General features: G+C 41.8%; 16 protein-coding genes. 8 read left to right on the top strand and 8 right to left on the bottom strand.

The window, feature by feature from the left end; all coding sequences use genetic code 11:
- Positions 1-64: 64 nt before the first annotated feature.
- Positions 65-1,090, top strand: coding sequence for a tRNA dihydrouridine synthase DusB (gene dusB, locus F988_RS03775; RefSeq protein WP_004678017.1), 1,026 nt, complete (start codon positions 65-67; stop codon positions 1,088-1,090).
- Positions 1,091-1,119: 29 nt separating this feature from the next.
- Here dusB and oxyR read toward each other — a convergent pair whose 3' ends face one another.
- The 4 genes from oxyR to rubA form a co-directional block, all read right to left on the bottom strand.
- Entirely contained in the window at positions 1,120-2,025 is a 906-nt protein-coding gene (gene oxyR, locus F988_RS03770) for a LysR family transcriptional regulator OxyR (protein ID WP_004681151.1), read from the bottom strand.
- A 6-nt stretch (positions 2,026-2,031) separates the two neighbouring features.
- Positions 2,032-2,979 (bottom strand): alpha/beta fold hydrolase, encoded by a 948-nt coding sequence (locus F988_RS03765; RefSeq protein ID WP_004681149.1) that lies wholly within the window; start codon positions 2,977-2,979, stop codon positions 2,032-2,034.
- A gap of 89 nt (positions 2,980-3,068) precedes the next feature.
- On the bottom strand, positions 3,069-4,250 hold the full coding sequence (gene rubB / locus F988_RS03760) for a rubredoxin reductase RubB (protein WP_004678012.1): 1,182 nt from the start codon (positions 4,248-4,250) through the stop codon (positions 3,069-3,071).
- A gap of 81 nt (positions 4,251-4,331) precedes the next feature.
- Positions 4,332-4,496: a rubredoxin RubA gene (gene rubA, locus F988_RS03755; RefSeq protein WP_004678010.1), complete on the bottom strand. Its 165-nt coding sequence runs from the start codon at positions 4,494-4,496 to the stop codon at positions 4,332-4,334.
- A 488-nt stretch (positions 4,497-4,984) separates the two neighbouring features.
- Here rubA and lysS point away from each other — a divergent pair, with 488 nt between their 5' ends.
- From lysS to F988_RS03730, 6 genes are all read left to right on the top strand, one after another.
- Positions 4,985-6,511, top strand: coding sequence for a lysine--tRNA ligase (lysS, locus tag F988_RS03750; protein WP_004681145.1), 1,527 nt, complete (start codon positions 4,985-4,987; stop codon positions 6,509-6,511).
- A gap of 154 nt (positions 6,512-6,665) precedes the next feature.
- The gene (locus F988_RS03745; RefSeq protein WP_004681143.1) at positions 6,666-8,108 is read left to right on the top strand and encodes a capsule assembly Wzi family protein; all 1,443 of its coding nucleotides are present in this window, start codon (positions 6,666-6,668) and stop codon (positions 8,106-8,108) included.
- Positions 8,109-8,336: 228 nt separating this feature from the next.
- Positions 8,337-8,435 (top strand): hypothetical protein, encoded by a 99-nt coding sequence (locus tag F988_RS15000; protein ID WP_004677999.1) that lies wholly within the window; start codon positions 8,337-8,339, stop codon positions 8,433-8,435.
- A complete protein-coding gene (cysD, locus tag F988_RS03740) occupies positions 8,428-9,336 on the top strand; it encodes a sulfate adenylyltransferase subunit CysD (RefSeq protein WP_004681142.1) in 909 nt (302 codons plus the stop codon). The genes F988_RS15000 and cysD overlap by 8 nt, the downstream gene beginning before the upstream one ends.
- 44 nt (positions 9,337-9,380) lie before the next feature.
- Positions 9,381-10,994 carry a sulfate adenylyltransferase subunit CysN gene (gene cysN / locus F988_RS03735; protein ID WP_004681141.1) on the top strand — a complete coding sequence of 538 codons (1,614 nt, stop codon included), beginning with the start codon at positions 9,381-9,383 and terminating at the stop codon, positions 10,992-10,994.
- Between the two features lie 199 nt (positions 10,995-11,193).
- Positions 11,194-11,709 carry a hypothetical protein gene (locus F988_RS03730; RefSeq protein ID WP_004681139.1) on the top strand — a complete coding sequence of 172 codons (516 nt, stop codon included), beginning with the start codon at positions 11,194-11,196 and terminating at the stop codon, positions 11,707-11,709.
- Between the two features lie 114 nt (positions 11,710-11,823).
- On the opposite strand, the gene F988_RS03725 is transcribed toward F988_RS03730, so the two are convergent.
- Positions 11,824-13,149: a polyamine export protein PaeA gene (locus tag F988_RS03725; RefSeq protein WP_004681137.1), complete on the bottom strand. Its 1,326-nt coding sequence runs from the start codon at positions 13,147-13,149 to the stop codon at positions 11,824-11,826.
- 140 nt (positions 13,150-13,289) lie between these two features.
- The gene (locus tag F988_RS03720) at positions 13,290-14,279 is read right to left on the bottom strand and encodes a LysR family transcriptional regulator (RefSeq protein WP_004677989.1); all 990 of its coding nucleotides are present in this window, start codon (positions 14,277-14,279) and stop codon (positions 13,290-13,292) included.
- 504 nt (positions 14,280-14,783) lie between these two features.
- On the opposite strand from F988_RS03720, the gene F988_RS03715 reads away from it, so the two are divergent.
- Positions 14,784-16,388 carry an isocitrate lyase gene (locus F988_RS03715; RefSeq protein ID WP_004681136.1) on the top strand — a complete coding sequence of 535 codons (1,605 nt, stop codon included), beginning with the start codon at positions 14,784-14,786 and terminating at the stop codon, positions 16,386-16,388.
- A gap of 81 nt (positions 16,389-16,469) precedes the next feature.
- Here the strand turns inward: F988_RS03715 and F988_RS03710 are convergent, their stop codons facing one another.
- Positions 16,470-16,943, bottom strand: coding sequence for a copper resistance protein NlpE (locus F988_RS03710; RefSeq protein ID WP_004681135.1), 474 nt, complete (start codon positions 16,941-16,943; stop codon positions 16,470-16,472).
- Between the two features lie 109 nt (positions 16,944-17,052).
- Positions 17,053-17,178 (bottom strand): type B 50S ribosomal protein L36, encoded by a 126-nt coding sequence (ykgO, locus tag F988_RS14370; protein WP_010589329.1) that lies wholly within the window; start codon positions 17,176-17,178, stop codon positions 17,053-17,055.
- Between the last annotated feature and the right edge of the window lie 421 nt (positions 17,179-17,599).

Raw genomic sequence — 17,599 nt, 5'->3', positions numbered from 1 at the left:
TAAAAAGATGAGTCAAATGGGCGAATGAAGTATACTATGTTGATCAGAATTTGTAAGAAAATATATGTATATTGGTTCATACCAACTGTCAAATAATTTGATCGTTGCTCCGATGGCAGGTGTCACTGACAGACCATTCCGTTCATTATGCAAGTACTTTGGGGCAGGGCATGCGGTCAGTGAAATGATGACGGCGGATAAAACCCTACGCATGAGCAAAAAGAGTTTATATCGGGCCAATTTTGATGGTGAGCTTGCACCCATCTCCGCACAAATCGCAGGTTCTGACCCGTTTGAATTAGCCGAGGCAGCACGTTATCAAGTTGCCAATGGTGCACAAATTGTTGATATCAATATGGGCTGCCCAGCCAAAAAGGTCTGTAACAAGCTCGCTGGTTCAGCCTTGCTTCAGGATGAAGATCTAGTCGCCCGTATTTTGGATACCGTGGTGGCCGCAGTAGATGTTCCTGTCACCTTAAAAACTCGTCTGGGCTTTCTGAATGGTCAGGAAAATATCCTGCGTGTGGCAAAACGGGCTGAACAGGCAGGCATTGCAGCCTTGGCCCTGCACGGTCGTACCCGTGAGGATATGTATTTAAATACAGCCCGTTATGAGTTGATTAAGCAAGTTAAGCAAATGATCAATATTCCCTTAATTGCCAATGGTGATATTGACAGTCCTGAAAAAGCCAAATATGTGCTGGACTATACAGGTGCGGATGCGATTATGATTGGGCGGGCCGCACAGGGAAGACCGTGGATTTTTCGGGAAATCGCGCATTATTTAAAAACAGGCGAACATTTGGCTGCACCTGATATTGCCGAAGTAAAAGCGGTCCTGCTTGGTCATTTGGCTGAACTTTATCAGTTCTATGGTGAGTATTCTGGTTGCCGTATCGCGCGTAAGCATATCGCCTGGTACACCAAGGGCTTACGTTCAAGTAATGAATTTCGCCAGAATATGTATAAGGTTGAGAATACCGCTGATCAGGCGAAAGTGGTGGAAGCCTATTTTGATCAGTTACTTGATCAAGGGCAGCGTATGAGTGATGTTCAGGTTGAGCAGGTAAATTTATTAGAGATCAAGTAGGGGCGAAGTGAATTCGCCCAAAGTATTGATTATTGCAAATGTGCAGTGATTTTCTGTAGGATTTGCATAATCACATCAAACTCACTTTGCAGTGGTGTGCTCTTACGCGTCACCAAGGCAAGGATGCGGCTTGGAGCATCTTCAATTGATTTCACTTCAATAGCTTCATTGAAATGAATCATGCTGTTCTTTAATGCAATTTTAGGCAATAAAGTAAAGCCTAGGTCTGAAGAGACCATTTCCACCAAGGTGGGTAGAGAACTTGCCTTTAAACGCTGGTCATTCTTGCGTTCACCAACAGGACAGGCACTGAGGGCATGGTCACGCAAACAATGACCTTCTTCCAGTAGCATAAGGCGAGACAAATCCAGATCATCCAGGGAATTTGCATTGGTCGCATTTTTATCTTTCTTGTTGTAGACAAGGAATAAATGCTCTTTGGCAATTTCGACAACCTTTAAGCTACGCGTATCAAAAGGCAGCGCAAGTACAATCATGTCCAGATTGCCATGTTCCAGTTTCTCTACAATCTTGTCACTTTGAGCCTCATGCAGATGGAGTTGAATTTTTGGCAACTGCTGGTGCACTTCATCCAAAAGCTGGGTCAGGATAAAGGGTGCAATGGTTGGGATGATGCCAAGATGAAGGTCACCTGTTAAAGGTTCGCTCATTTCACGGCTTAAACGCATTAGGTCCTGCGCATCGGCCAATAACACGCGGGCCCGTGCAACAACCTGTTCACCTAAAGGGGTTAAACGGACGTTTTGACGATCACGCTCAACTAAGACGCCACCTAATAAGCGCTCCAGTTCCATAATGCCGCCCGACAGTGTTGACTGGGTGACAAATGAACGGCGTGCTGCTTCGGTAAAATGTAAAGTTTCCGACAACGTAACTAAATATGATAGCTGTCTTAATGAGGGTAATGCAGCCATAGTGTCCTAGTGTGATGATCTAAAATGATGAGCAAACAAACCGCTAAGTTGTGGAATGAAATGTGCTGGAATATCATGCCCCATTCCTTGAATTAATTCAAACTTAGCACCAGAAATCGCTTTTGCTACAGCTTTTCCGTGACTTGGGGGCAGCAAACGGTCTCTTGAACCATGAACCACCAAGGTCGGTTGGGTAATGTTCCTGTTTAATGGCAACAGGGAACCCGTACATAATATTGCTAAAAACTGTTGAAGTACACCCGCTGGGTAAAAACTACGACGATATAGCTTGCGAATGGTTTGAATTGCCTCAACCTGGTTCACATAACCTGGTGATCCAATGATGTGAAATACTTTCAGGCTGTGATTGACAATGGTTTCCTCGTCATGCGTTGCTGGTTTGCCCAGTAGGCTTAAAATCTGTTTTGGATAAGGTGGCGGCAAAAAAGGCTGGTTATTACTAGTAAACAGTAAACCCACTTTTTCAACTTTTTCTGGATATTTTGCCGCAACAATCTGTGAAATCATGCCACCCATGGATGCACCAAGAATATAGGTTTTCTCGATACCCAACTGGTCAATCAGCATGGCAACATCATCTGCCATGTCATACAGGGTATAGGGTGCTCCCTCATTACCTAGACCGACCATAAAGCGGCTCATCAGCTTCATGGTGTTGAGACGTTGGCGTTCTTTGTTGCGGACCTTGGAAGATAGCCCAATATCACGGTTGTCAAAACGGATGACACGGAATCCCTGATCAATCAGCGATTTGCAAAAGAAGTCAGGCCAGAACAGCATTTGTGCACCTAAACCCATGATCAGTAGAATGGTTGGGTGCTCAGGATTGCCGCCCATCTCTACATGCAATTCAATGCCATTGCCCAAAGTGACTTTGGTTTCCTGCATAAAAGGTGCATAAGGCGACATATTAAATTGTAAAGCACTGTTCATGGCATTCGTTCCGTGTTGAATTTTTTTTATAAATACAGGGTCAGAGTTTGGGGGATATTCATTTCACAACAAACTCTGGTATTTAAACCCTAAACCTGTGCAGGAATCAAGTCTGGAACGAGTTTGCTTAAGGCTAAACGCTGTTTACTTGCGGTTGCCCCCAACAGCACAAAACCTCTTAAGGTGCCTTGACTGTCTATTGCTTTGGCAAGCATACCGTCATCAAACTCTTCAGTTTCCCAGTTCACATCAACATCCAGTGGTGCAGGTAAAACAGTCAGCGGTGCGGCAGGTGTTTTTACCGCAACTGGCATTGCAGGGTAATGGACATTGGTATTTTGACCACTCAGTGTTTTTGCCAAGGCACGGGCCTGTTGCATGATTGGCATGACGAATGGCAGCAATGTTCCATTCACCTCAGCACAGTCACCCACTGCATAGATGTCAGGTTGGCTGGTTTCCAATAGGGTATTGGTAATGATGCCACGACTGGTCTGGATATTTGCATCTTTTGCCAGCGCAATATTTGGCTGTAAACCAATTGCTGAAAGAACGATGTCAGCGACTAAGGTCTGACCATTGGCCAATGTGACCGCATAGTCTTCGCCATCATTGATCTTGGTCACTTTTTCAACAGTGGTTGAAAGGGCGAATTTAATGCCCGCCTGCTCTAAATTGGTTTTAAAGGCTTCCGCAACATGGTTTGGTAATAAACGGCCCAGTGGTTGTGGGGCAAGGTCAATCACGGTGACATCGTAGTTACTGTGAAGTAAGTCATTGGCAAATTCACAGCCAATCAAGCCCGCACCCAAAATAACCACACGCTTGTCTTTACGTTTTGACAGGTTCTCACGGAATGTGCGGTAATCAGTCAGCGAGTTCACCACATGAATATCATCACTACCATCACCTGCAATGGCTAAACGGATTGGATTGGCACCCACAGCCAAAACGAGTTTTGAATAGGGTTGAGTAATGGTTTCACCATTTTTTTCCAACGTGATTTCATGCCTTTCAGCATTAATTTCCTTGACCCAGGTTTCGGCCTCAATACGCATGTTCAACTGGGTTGCCATTTTTGTGGCATCGCCCAAAGCAATTTGTTCAGGTGCCTTATTGCCCGCAAAGGCATTTGATAATGTTGGTTTTGCATAATTCACCGCATCATCCGCACAGATCATAACCAGTTCTTGTTCAGGACTGAGTTTACGAAACTCACGTGCAACTGTGTAACCCGCCATACCTGATCCAATGATGATGATAGGATGCATTATATTCTCCAATATTTTTTCACTTAAAACACATTACAGGAAAAAAAGACCATGCTCATGTCATGGTCTTTTTTAATTCATTTAGATTTCAACCATCTCAAAATCAGCTTTTGAAACGCCGCAATCTGGGCAAGTCCAGTCATCTGGGATATCTTCCCATTTGGTACCTGCGGCAATGCCGTCTTGTGGCCAGCCTTCAGCTTCGTCGTAAATCCATCCACAGACGATACATTGATATTTTTTCATGTGACTCTCCAAACTGATAGGTATGCTCAAGTTGCCTTTCAGTAAAACTATTCCATAATGTCGCTACGATCGCTGCAATGAACTAACTTGTGTTGATCGGGAGTTAGATTTTTACGCACAACAACATTTAAGTAAAGTAAATGCAAGAGTTTAATGATTTATACAAAAAGTGGAATGGCAAATTTATCTGAAAGTCTTGTTGTTTGAGCAATTACTCTAATTTTTGGAAAAATATAATGGCTTGTGTAATAAAAAAGCCCGAATATATCAAGTTTATGAATAAACGCTTTGATCAAGGACTTGCAATGGCTAAACATCTGGCGGAAAAATAACTAAAAAGTTGCGTAATAGATAGGGCTTAATCAAACGGCGATTCTATTTAAAATTGATAAATATTCATTTTTTGAATTGTTCAGTTGAAATAATACGAAAACGTCTCATGATCTGCTATTCTATGCTACTTCATTTTTACTTAGCCCGAGGCAGAGATGACGCAGCAAAACGCTCAATCGACTTCTGAACAAACACTTTCTGAAAACGATTTAATCGCACAGCGTCATGCCAAATTAAAACAAATTCAGGATACGGCAAAGGAAACAGGCAAAAGTCCTTGGCCGAATACATTTAAGCGTGAGCATTATACTGCTGACCTGCAAGAACAGTTTAAGGAACAGGACAAGGCACAGATTGAAAGTGCTGAAAAAGTCTATGTAAAGGTTGCGGGTCGTGTCATGCTGAACCGTGGATCATTCATTGTGATTCAGGACATGACGGGTCGTATCCAGCTTTATGTTGACCGTAAAGGTTTAGCAGCTGAAACTTTGGAAACAATCAAAAGTCTGGACCTCGGTGATATTATCGCGGCTGAAGGCTATATAGGCCGTTCTGGTAAAGGTGATTTATATGTACACCTTGAACAGTTTGAATTGTTGACCAAGTCACTTCGTCCACTACCAGATAAATTTCACGGTTTAACCGATACCGAAGCGAAATATCGTAAACGTTATTTAGACCTGATCGTCAACGAAGAAACCCGTAAGACATTTGAAATCCGTGCCAAGGTTGTGGCGGGGATTCGTGCGTTCTTAAGTAATGAACGTTTCATGGAAGTTGAAACCCCAATGATGCATGTGATTCCAGGCGGTGCATCAGCTCGTCCATTTGAAACGCATCATAATGCTTTGGATATGCCGTTATTCCTGCGTATTGCACCAGAGCTTTACTTAAAGCGTTTGGTGGTGGGTGGTTTCGAGCGTGTGTTTGAAATTAACCGTAACTTCCGTAATGAGGGAGTTTCAACACGCCACAACCCTGAATTCACCATGATTGAGTTCTATCAGGCTTATGCTGACTATAAAGACCTGATGGCATTGACTGAAAATATGCTTGAAAAGCTGGCCCTTGATATTCTGGGTACGACTGATGTGCCATATCAAGGCGAAGTATTTAGCTTTAAAGGTCCATTCAGGAAAATCTCAATGTTTGATGCGATTCTTGAGCATAATCCTGATTTTACCCCTGAAAATGTCAATGATCGTGAGTTCCTGGCAAAGTTCACGCAGGAAGTGCTTAAGGAACAAGTGAAACCAGGATTTGGTTTAGGTAAATTGCAGACTATTGTGTTTGAAGAAACAGTGGAAACCAAACTACGTCAGCCAACGTTCATTACTGAATATCCAGCGGAAACATCACCACTTGCACGCCGTAATGATGATAATCCACACATTACTGACCGTTTTGAGTTCTTTATTGGTGGTCGTGAGTTGGCAAATGGTTTCTCAGAGCTAAATGACCCGATTGATCAGGCTGAACGTTTTCAGGCACAGGTGGCTGAAAAAGACGCGGGTGATGATGAAGCCATGCATTATGATGCCGATTTTGTGGAAGCACTTGAATATGGTCTGCCTCCTACCGCAGGTGAGGGAATTGGTATTGACCGTTTGGTTATGCTGTTTGCTGATGCGCCGAGTATCCGTGACGTGATTTTATTCCCACATATGCGTCGTAAAGATTAATTTTTTTAATCCTATAAATACTTGAAAAGGCCGCTTTTAAAAGTGGCCTTTTTGTTTGGATGTTAAAAAATGTAATTGTTTCGTTTAATGATTGAAAAGTGCAGATAAAAAAACGATGATGGCCTGTATAAATATATCTGAGAATATTTCTGGCATGTTTTTAAAAAAATCACTGTCTATAGCAGTATTTTCCTGTTTTTCTTCTATTACCCTTGCTCAAGGTTTAGTGCTAAATGATGAAAATTTGCGTACCGATTTAAACTGGTTAAACCAGCAGGGTGTCATCCAGATCAGTACTTCGACCTGGCCATTAAGTGGTGATGAAATTCAACGTGCCTTGGCGCAGGCGAAAGTCAGTAATAACACCCAGCAAAAAGTAGTTAATTCAGTCATTCATGCGCTAAAGGCAGATAATGGGCCAGCCAAGGTTGGTTTATATGCTGGTACTGACTTAACAACCATTCCCCAAACATTTGGCGATAATCAAAAATCACAATATCAGGTTGCGGCTGAGTTTAATGCTGGCGGTGAGAACTGGGATGCCAAGTTGCGTATCAATGGCGAAAAAGATCCATTGATTGATAATGGACATGATGCCAATGTCGAGGGTTCCTATCTTGCGGGCAAACTCTGGAATCAATGGTTGATTGCTGGGCAAGTCCCAACTTACTGGGGGCCAGGACATGATGGAAGCCTGATTCGTGGTGATGCCAGCCGTCCTGTTTACGGGATAATCGCTCAGCGTGCGGTACAGAATGCCTTTGAAACAAAGTGGCTATCATGGATTGGTCCTTGGCAATATCAGGCCTTTGCAGGGCAACTGGACGATTACAAAGCCATTCCAGGTGCGAAACTTCTTAGTCTACGCTTGACTGTACAACCTTTGTCTTATCTGGAGCTTGGTGGTTCACGTATATTGCAATGGGGTGGTGAGGGACGCCCAGAAAGTCTGGATTCTTTATGGAACGCAATTAAAGGAAACGACAACTTTGATTCTGCAAATGATGATAAGTCAAATCAGATTGCAGGTCTGGATTTTCGTCTAAATATGCATCCATTATTGCAAATACCTGTGGGTATTTATGGACAATATGTTGGTGAAGATGAAGCAGGATTCTTGCCAGCCAAAAAAATGTATCTAGCAGGTGCAGATTTCTCTTCAATCTATAAGAATATGCCATATCAGCTTTATGCAGAATGGGCAGATACACGTACCAATGGTCAAGTGGATGGCGTGTCATATAACCATTATGTCTATACGGATGGTTATTATCAGCATGGTTTCCCATTAGGACATGCAGTTGGTGGTGATGGGCAGATGTACTCTGTTGGTGGTGACATTCGCTTTGATGTGATGAACCGCCTAAGTGGGCGTGCCTTATATGCCAAAGTAAACCAGTCCAATTTAGCCATTAATGCGGCATTTCCAAAAGAAGATAGCATTAAGGGGCTGGACCTCACCTGGACACACTATATAAAACCGACACTTCCACTGAAAGTGAATGGCTGGGTCAGCGACTCTGATTTAAATGGCCGTGATGGTGGTGTTTCGGTAGGAGTTGAAATTCCACTGGAACGCAATATGTTCGGTTTCTAAATTAACCAACTCAGAAAGAAGCCTGCATGGGCTTCTTTTTTGTTTAAATTCATGTGAAATAGGTTGTATCTATATTTCTGAATATAATTTTCATATCATAATTTTGCATATTTATATGAAAAAACAAGCTAAAGAACTCAATCTAAATTATTATAATGGATAACCTTTGTTAGCGTGATCATTTATCCGCTAGGCAGAATATTAATATCACGAAAAATTGGAGTTGTTATGGCACTCGTTCCTCCACACGGTCTTCCAAGTGGTGGTTTAATACCACTTATAGATTTTATGGGTAACATGGATAAGGAGGGATGTGTTCATGACTGATAATAGACTTACTCACCTTAAGCAGCTTGAGGCTGAGAGTATTCATATTATTCGTGAAGTGGCTGCTGAATTTGAAAATCCAGTCATGCTCTATTCGATTGGTAAAGACTCGGCAGTAATGCTGCACTTGGCATTAAAGGCATTCTATCCAGCTAAGCTTCCATTCCCACTACTGCATGTAGATACGGGCTGGAAATTTAAGGACATGATTGCATTTCGTGACAACATGGCAAAAACCCATGGTTTTGACCTGATCGTGCATCAAAATGCGGAAGGGCGTGAGGCAGGAATTAACCCATTTGACCACGGCAGCTCAAAATATACCGACATCATGAAAACTCAGGGTTTAAAACAGGCACTGGACAAATATCAGTTTGATGCTGCTTTTGGTGGCGCACGTCGTGATGAAGAAAAATCACGTGCCAAAGAGCGTGTTTATTCGTTCCGTGACACCAAGCACCGCTGGGACCCGAAAAACCAGCGTCCAGAACTTTGGAATCTTTACAATGGTAAAGTGAACAAAGGCGAAAGTATTCGTGTATTCCCGTTGTCCAACTGGACTGAGTTGGATATTTGGCAATATATCTATCTGGAAAATATTCAAATCGTTCCTCTTTATTTCTCTGCGGTTCGTCCAGTGGTTGAGCGCAGTGGCACGTTGATCATGGTGGATGATGAACGTATGCGTTTAAAAGAGGGCGAAGTTCCACAAATGAAATCGGTACGTTTCCGTACGCTGGGCTGCTATCCATTAACGGGTGCGGTTGAGTCTGAAGCGGATACCTTGCCAGAAATTATCCAGGAAATGCTTTTAGCCACCAGTTCAGAGCGTCAGGGTCGTATGATTGACCATGATGAGGCTGGCTCGATGGAAAAGAAAAAGCAGGAAGGCTATTTCTAAGTTACTTGGCAAATTCGATTTCAAAATATTGTGGAGTTTGAGCGATGTCTCACCAATCAGATTTGATTAGCCAGGATATCTTGGCATATTTAAAACAGCATGAACAAAAAGACCTGTTGCGTTTCCTGACTTGCGGTAATGTCGATGATGGTAAAAGTACCTTAATTGGGCGTTTGCTTTACGATTCAAAATTGATTTATGAAGATCAATTGCAGGCAGTGACCCGTGACAGTAAGAAAGTGGGTACCACAGGCGATGCACCAGACCTTGCCTTGCTTGTCGATGGTTTGCAGGCAGAACGTGAGCAGGGCATTACCATTGATGTGGCTTATCGTTACTTCTCTACTGAAAAGCGTAAGTTCATCATTGCGGACACCCCAGGGCATGAACAATATACGCGTAACATGGCAACAGGTGCTTCAACGGCTGATCTTGCCATCATTTTGATTGATGCACGTTATGGTGTGCAAACCCAAACTCGCCGTCATACTTTTATTGCAAGTTTACTTGGTATTAAAAATATCGTGGTCGCGATCAACAAAATGGACTTGGTTGAGTTCTCTGAAGCACGTTTCAACGAAATTCAGGTTGAATATGATGCCTTTGTCAGCCAGTTAGGTAATCGCCGCCCTGAAAATATTGTATTCGTGCCAATCTCGGCATTGAATGGTGATAATGTGGTGAATCCATCAGCAAGCACGCCGTGGTACAAGGGTCAAACCTTGATGAACATCCTTGAGTCAGTGGAAATTAAACGTGATTCAAATAAAAAAGAATTCCGTTTCCCTGTTCAGTATGTAAACCGTCCAAACCTTGATTTCCGTGGCTTTGCAGGAACGATTGCGCTGGGCGAAATCAATGTGGGTGATGAGATTGTTGCATTGCCATCAGGTAAAAAATCAACGGTCAAAGAGATTGTGACCTTTGATGGCAACATTGAGCAAGCCATCGCAGGTCAGGCGGTGACCTTAACGCTGAATGATGAAATTGATATTTCCCGTGGTAACGTTTTAGTCCGTGCTGGCGAACAACCCTTGATTTCACGTTCTGTACGCGCATCAGTGGTGTGGATGACTGAGCATCCTTTGGTCAAAGGCAAACTGTACAATGTGAAGATTGGTACACAGACTGTTCCTGCCAAAGTGACTGAAATTAACTTCCGTGTGAATGTCAATACACTTGAACATACTCAGGTTGAAGAGCTTGAACTGAACGCGATTGCAGATGTAGTGATTGAATTTGATGCGCCAGTGGTGTTTGATCAATATCAGGACAGCCGTTATACAGGTTCATTTATCTTTATTGACCGTTTAAGCAACGTTACTGTTGGTGCAGGAATGGTTGAAGCGGCAGTTGAATGGACGGCGCATAGCAATCCCGTCACTGCGGAGGATCGTGCGGCACGTTTGGGTCAAAAATCTGCGGTGATTGGTGTTTCAGCGCAATTGATTGAACAGGCTCAGACTTTGGAAAGTTTATTGATTCAACAGGGTGTGGTGGCAATTGCCAAAGCAAATTTGACTGCTGAGCAAATCAATTTGTTACGTGAAACAGGTGTGGTGGTGATCACGACAACTGTAGAGGGTACAGATACTGATGTGACAGCGGATAGTGTTGAAGAGGCTGCTGGAAAAGTAGTGGAATTGGTTCGTCTTTAATAGCTTGGACTGACTTGTAAAAGTCTGCTTATGCAGGCTTTTTTATTTTATAAATTCGAGATTTATATCTTTGAAGGTTCTTGATTCTTCAATTTAATTTAAAATAGCGATAAATATATCGGGCTGATATTTTTTTTATTCTGTTTTGCTATGGCTTTTATGAGACAATACTTCTTTAAGTTTGTATATAAGGACTCCCATGATTGAGCAATCTGCTGAATCTTTAAGCGATATCGAAATTTTAGACATTTTACAGTCGATGAAAAAAGATGAGCTTGATGTAGAAGCCAAAGAGATGATCCGTAATGGGGGAAAAGCTGGACGTCAGGAAGCGCACAAACAGGCGTTGGTGGCACTAAACACCAGTTTTGAAGAAAAGTTTGTGGAAGCGGTGACATTGGCGTTGGGTTTGAATTCAGGTCAGGCCAAAAAAATCCGTTATAAAAAAGACCGTATCCGTATTTTAAAGGCGCGTGGGATTGATTATCTGGCGATTGATGGCGCAGAAACAGCCCAGGTTTTGGCTCAGGTCGCACAGGCAATTGCCCGTGAAGACGCGATGGTCACGCATGATTTGCACAATATTTTTCCATTCTGGAAAGAGGGCTGGCCGATGGTTCAGTTTGACAATGCCTACAAAGTTCTGGCGGAAGATATTTCCATTCATTATCAGGCAATGCTCGATGAATTAATTTCATTGTATGGTGCAAATTAAAATATAGTGGTGGAATCACATTCTTTGTATTGCTCTTTACCATTATCGCTTTGTTATTTGGATTTATTGCAAAGTGAAAAAAGCCCATCTAAATGGGCTTTCTGTTTATTAGGATTAATTTTCCTGTGTGGGTGACTCTGTTTCTAAATTCGGCATGATTTGAGTCACAAGCAGTTGGTCAATTTTATAATGATCAATATCTACTACTTCAAACTTAAAACCCGCATATTCTACAGCATCGGCTGGACGCGGAATCTTCCGCAAGCGATACATGATAAAACCCGCAATGGTTTCGTAGTTTTCATTTTCTGGAAACTCTTCAATCGCCAGCGCATGTTTCACATCTTCTATTGGCGTGCTGCCATCAATAAACCATGAATGGTTGTCCCGTTTGATGATCTGCTGTTCCTCTTCCATTGGTGTCACCCAGTCACCCATCACAGTAATCATGATGTCACTGAGGGTAATTACACCCACCACCAACGCATATTCATTGATGACGACTGCAAATTTTTCTTTGGTTGAACGAAAACGGTCCAGCAGTTCAGACAGGGTGAGGGTGTCAGGAATAATCAGGACGGTACGGATGGTTGATTCATTCAGTTGAAGCAATGACTGGTTGTTTAGAATCCGAACCAGAATATCTTTGGCATCCACATAGCCAATCACCTGATCAATGTGTTCATTACAGACAAGGAATTTTGAATAAGGATATTCCGCCAGTTTTTGCCGAATACTGTTTTCATTTTCTTTCAGGGTAAAATACACCACATTTTCACGTGTGGTCATACTGGATGGAACTGTGCGTTCCTCAAGCTCAAACACATTCTCAATAAAATGGTGTTCCTGTTTTTGTAGAACGCCTGCCTGCGCACCTGCATCCATAACTGCTGAAATATCATCAAAGGTGATATTGTCATCACGTATGGTATTTACCTTAAATAGGCGGAACAACAGGTTGGCAATCGCATTGATTCCCCAAGCCAGAGGTTTACAGATTTTGATGAAAATCTGAATTGGCTCAATCACCCTAATCGAAATCTTTTCGGGTGCATTCATCGCCAGACGTTTTGGCATGAGGTCGGCAAACAGGATAAACAGCGAAGTGACCAAGGTAAAGGAGAGGGCGAAACCAATCGTTTCCAGCCAGGGTCCTGTATAGAACCGTGCAACAAACTCCACAAAATAGGGGCGAAACGCCCCTTCACCTAAAATACCACCTAAAATGGCAATCGCATTTAAACCAATTTGAGAGGCGGCAAAGAAGTCGGCAGACTGTTCCTGCAAGTCCAGAACTTTCTGTGCACGGATTTCACCTGATTCCGCTAAAATCTTTAGTTTAACCTTTCGCGCACCTGCAAGCGCAATTTCAGTAAGTGATAGAAAACCCGCCGCAAAAATAAGCAGAATAATGACAATAATATTTTGGAAGAGACTCACACATCACCTGTGGTTTATCATTATTGTGAATATGTTTTAACACAAAAAAGTTGTGAGGTAATTAGAACATTACCTCAGTGTAACAATAGCGTTCAACAAGCATACTCGTAGAAAGCTAACCATTATAATAAAACAAGATGTTAATATTGTGAAAACTGCGTATTATTTAAAAGAAATTCACGATTTTCTTCTTCAATCATTTGCCGTGCTACAAACAGGATTAACTGTCTTAACCAGCGATGCGCTGGATGATGATGCAATAAAGGACACCAGGCCATCTTTAATTCAAATTCAGGAATATAAAATGGAGGATCCTTTATAATCAGTTTTGGATTCTGTGCCTGTAGACGTGCCATACGTGTTGGAAGTGTGGCAATTAAATCAACATTCTGTGCCAGAAGAGCAGGCATTTGATAATGACGGGTAAATACCGAAATTTTACGGCGTTGACCAATCCGTTCCAAAGCCTGATCAATCCAGCCTAAACCAGCCTGTTTGTCTGGGTTGACACCAAAGCCAACACCCATACCTGTCTTGGATACCCAGATATGCTGGGCGTCTAAATAACTTTTTAAATTAAGATGGGTTACAGCAGGGTGCTTGTCATTTAAAATACAGCTAAAGCTGTCACGCCAAACCAATACCTGATGAAAGCTTTGTGGAATTTCATTAAAACGGTTAATTGCCAGATCAACCTTACCTTGTTCCATATCGCGGTAGGACACGTCACTTGGAGTTAGGAAGTCCAAAACAACATTTGGCGCTTCAGAACGCAAGGCTTTTACAAGGCGGGGAACCAAAGTGGCTTCAGCATAATCGGAGGTCATGATGCGGAACACGCGATTGCTGGTATAGGGTCTGAACTCGGTACGAGGTTCCAGAATCATGGACAGGTCTGATAGTGCGTCACGAATACGGGGTTGCAGTTCCAGTGCCCGTTCAGTCGGTGTCATCCCTTCGGAAGATCGTATGAGGAGAGGGTCATTAAATAAGTTACGCAAACGGCGTAAAATATTACTCATTGCAGGTTGGGTAACACCTAATTGTTCCGCTGCGCGTGTGACATTTTTTTCACGAAGAAGTACATCAAGATAAATTAATAAATTGAGATCAACCCGCTCCAGATTCATAAAAAAAATACCGAAAATAAAATCGTTAAATTATGTTGAATTATGCCATATTTAAAGCTGTTTGTGTAACTTAATCCTACAAAAAGCCTTGGCTATCAGTCCAATCAGGAAGTCACTTTCCCATGAGAAAATTTCACTTTCATATGGGGATAAATTTATCTGACTGTGCTACAAATGGCAAAAAATGTCAGTTTTGGAGAGTATGGTAAGTCCTAAAATTGTATTTAAATAAGTCAAATATAAGAAAAAAGAGAATTTCATAAAAAATTTAATTATTAAAAAATTATGAATAACAATGGTTTAAATTGGTTTTTTAATCTAAATAAAATGACTTTTATTGCTATATTTCATAAGAAAATACCGAAAATTACCCAATAATATTGGATAAATTGATTGCCACAGACTAAGCTGTGCAAAATATTGAAGAAGTGCTTGAAATCTCGGCTATAAAAAAGCATGATTTTCAGCGTCCATTCGATGCCAATCCCTCTAAAGGAATATATCATGTCTACATATTTAACAGCGATTGATGCAATCCGCGAATTAAAAGCAAAATTCGGCGACACTTGGCGCGATATTAGCCCAGAAGATGCTGCACGTATGCAAATGCAAAACCAATTCAAAACTGGTTTAGATATCGCTAAATACACAGCTGCTATCATGCGTAAAGATATGGCTGAATACGACGCTGACTCTAGCAAATACACTCAATCATTAGGTTGCTGGCACGGTTTTATCGCGCAACAAAAAATGATTGCGAACAAAAAATACTTCGGTACAACTTCTAAGCGTTACATCTACCTTTCTGGTTGGATGGTTGCTGCGCTTCGTTCAGAATTTGGTCCACTTCCTGACCAATCTATGCACGAAAAAACTTCAGTACCTGCTTTGATCGAAGAAATCTACACTTTCTTACGTCAAGCTGATGCGAAAGAATTAAACGATTTGTTCCGTGCATTGAAAAAAGCGCAAGAAGCTGGTGACACTGCTAAAGCTGCTGAAATCACTGCTCAAATCGATGGTTTCCAAACTCACGTTGTGCCAATTATTGCTGACATCGATGCTGGTTTCGGTAACGAAGAAGCGACTTACTTACTTGCTAAGAAAATGATCGAAGCTGGTGCTTGTGCGCTTCAAATCGAAAACCAGGTTTCTGATGCGAAACAATGTGGTCACCAAGCTGGTAAAGTAACTGTTCCGCACGAAGACTTCATTGCTAAAATCCATGCATTACGTTATGCATTCCTGGAAATGGGTCTTGACGATGGTATCATCGTTGCACGTACTGACTCTGAAGGCGCTGACTTGACTCAAAAAATCCCAGTGGTTAAAGAGCCAGGCGACATCGCTTCTCAATACATCAGCTACTTAGACACAACTGAAATCGACATTTCAGAAGCTCAAGAAGACGAAATCCTGATCAAGCGTGATGGTAAACTTCACCGTCCTAAACGTCTTGCTTCTGGTCTATACCAGTTCCGTGAAGGCACTCAAATTGACCGCGTTGTACTTGACTGTGTAACTAGCTTACAGAACGGTGCTGACCTTCTTTGGATCGAAACTGCGACTCCAAACGTAGAAGAAATCGCACACATGGTTAACCGTGTTAAAGAAACGATTCCAAATGCTAAGCTTGTTTATAACAACTCTCCATCTTTCAACTGGACGTTAAACTTCCGTCAACAAGCTTACGACCGTTGGGTTGCTGAAGGTAAAGACGTTTCTGCTTACGACCGTGCTAAATTAATGAGCGCTGAGTACGATGCGACTGAATTAGCTGCTGATGCTGATGCTAAGATTCGTACATTCCAAGCAGATGCTTCTCGTGAAGCTGGTGTGTTCCATCACTTGATCACACTTCCGACTTACCACACTGCTGCTCTTTCTACACATGAGCTTGCACAAGGTTACTTCGGTACTGAAGGTATGTTGGCTTATGTTGCTGGCGTACAACGTAAAGAAATCCGTGGTGGTATCGCTTGTGTTAAACACCAAGCAATGGCGGGTTCTGACATCGGTGATGATCACAAAGAAATTTTCTCTGGTGACAACGCTCTTAAAGCGCACGATGATGCTAAAAACACAATGAACCAGTTCGCTGCTCACTAAGCTTTGAATTGATTTAAAAAAACCCTGCGTAAGCAGGGTTTTTTATTGGTGAGATAATTGTTTTTAGAAGTCTACTTGATATTATTCAGCCTCTTTTTTTAGTTGATATCTGTCTGCCAAGGTACCTGTAATTTCATTGCCCTCAAGGTCTAGGGCTTTAAGATAACCCTCAGCAACAAAATATTTACGGCTATCACCCGCCTTGTCTAACTCAATAACAGAGCGATTGTTACTGTCAAACTGGAAGCTACCTTTCGTTTCAAATGCCTTGCCATCACCTTTGCCAAGGTAGGTTTCTTTAAGCTCGTAAGTTTTATCCTGATTTAGCTCAAGCTTGGTTTCAATACCCTCACAGTCAGCACAAGGGAGCACACCTTTATATGTGCCATGCCAGTCCTGTGAGTTTTCTGCTGTATGTTCACTATCTATTACAGTTTCAGAAGTAGCTTCTGTTGTTGCAGGAGGGGTATGTTCTTCAGTTTTTGGTTTTTCTGCTTTGTTACATGCCACTAGAAAAATAGATGTAAGAGAAATGGCAATAATTGACTTCTGCATACCTGATACAACCTTATTAAAATGTTGTTATCCAAGTTATGAAATTTTATAAAGAAAGTGTAGTAGGGGAATGTAAGTGTTATTTAACCTTTGGTAAAGCAAGCAAGGATTAACCTTGTCTTGCCTTAAAGCGAGGATTTGATTTGCAGATCACGTACAGCTTGCCATGACGTTTAACAATTTGGCAGTCGCTACAACGTTGTTTCGCACTTTTGAGGGATGAACAAACTTTCATTTTAAAGCCTATCCATTTAATGTAATGTTGTAATATTGCATTTGGATGGTCTTGTACAGAAAGCATAAGAATATAGTTGAAGTGTGATGGTAGAAGAAAACCTTTTAGACGTATTAAAATGCTCATCGTAAATTATAGCTTACGAAGTTAAATGCTTGATTCGGTATTCAGCTTTATTTATTTTGGGGCTATAGTAAATAGACCTCTTGCGAAAGTATAGTTTTATCTAATTTTTGAATTGGCTAAAACCTCATCAAATATAGCTTTCAGCTGTTTAAAATTTGACTAACCAAAGAAGTTTAGCATAGATAAAGTTATTAAATAATCTCTGTACACGACAAATTTCACAGAACCCTTATCCTATCAGGATTCTGCTTTCTTAAAATTGCCAAAATTTCCTTAAACTCTTCTTTTTTCCCAA

The sequence above is a fragment of the Acinetobacter parvus DSM 16617 = CIP 108168 genome, from assembly GCF_000368025.1.
Taxonomy (GTDB): Bacteria; Pseudomonadota; Gammaproteobacteria; order Pseudomonadales; family Moraxellaceae; genus Acinetobacter; species Acinetobacter parvus.
This window is presented reverse-complemented; position numbering and strand designations above follow the sequence as displayed.

What these genes read in the sequence shown, in the direction of transcription:
- dusB (WP_004678017.1), top strand. Translation starts at nt 65, where the DNA reads ATGTATATTGGTTCATACCAACTGTCAAATAATTTGATCGTTGCTCCG.
- oxyR (WP_004681151.1), bottom strand. Translation starts at nt 2,025, where the DNA reads ATGGCTGCATTACCCTCATTAAGACAGCTATCATATTTAGTTACGTTG.
- F988_RS03765 (WP_004681149.1), bottom strand. Translation starts at nt 2,979, where the DNA reads ATGAACAGTGCTTTACAATTTAATATGTCGCCTTATGCACCTTTTATG.
- rubB (WP_004678012.1), bottom strand. Translation starts at nt 4,250, where the DNA reads ATGCATCCTATCATCATCATTGGATCAGGTATGGCGGGTTACACAGTT.
- rubA (WP_004678010.1), bottom strand. Translation starts at nt 4,496, where the DNA reads ATGAAAAAATATCAATGTATCGTCTGTGGATGGATTTACGACGAAGCT.
- lysS (WP_004681145.1), top strand. Translation starts at nt 4,985, where the DNA reads ATGACGCAGCAAAACGCTCAATCGACTTCTGAACAAACACTTTCTGAA.
- F988_RS03745 (WP_004681143.1), top strand. Translation starts at nt 6,666, where the DNA reads ATGTTTTTAAAAAAATCACTGTCTATAGCAGTATTTTCCTGTTTTTCT.
- F988_RS15000 (WP_004677999.1), top strand. Translation starts at nt 8,337, where the DNA reads ATGGCACTCGTTCCTCCACACGGTCTTCCAAGTGGTGGTTTAATACCA.
- cysD (WP_004681142.1), top strand. Translation starts at nt 8,428, where the DNA reads ATGACTGATAATAGACTTACTCACCTTAAGCAGCTTGAGGCTGAGAGT.
- cysN (WP_004681141.1), top strand. Translation starts at nt 9,381, where the DNA reads ATGTCTCACCAATCAGATTTGATTAGCCAGGATATCTTGGCATATTTA.
- F988_RS03730 (WP_004681139.1), top strand. Translation starts at nt 11,194, where the DNA reads ATGATTGAGCAATCTGCTGAATCTTTAAGCGATATCGAAATTTTAGAC.
- F988_RS03720 (WP_004677989.1), bottom strand. Translation starts at nt 14,279, where the DNA reads ATGAATCTGGAGCGGGTTGATCTCAATTTATTAATTTATCTTGATGTA.
- F988_RS03715 (WP_004681136.1), top strand. Translation starts at nt 14,784, where the DNA reads ATGTCTACATATTTAACAGCGATTGATGCAATCCGCGAATTAAAAGCA.
- F988_RS03710 (WP_004681135.1), bottom strand. Translation starts at nt 16,943, where the DNA reads ATGCAGAAGTCAATTATTGCCATTTCTCTTACATCTATTTTTCTAGTG.
- ykgO (WP_010589329.1), bottom strand. Translation starts at nt 17,178, where the DNA reads ATGAAAGTTTGTTCATCCCTCAAAAGTGCGAAACAACGTTGTAGCGAC.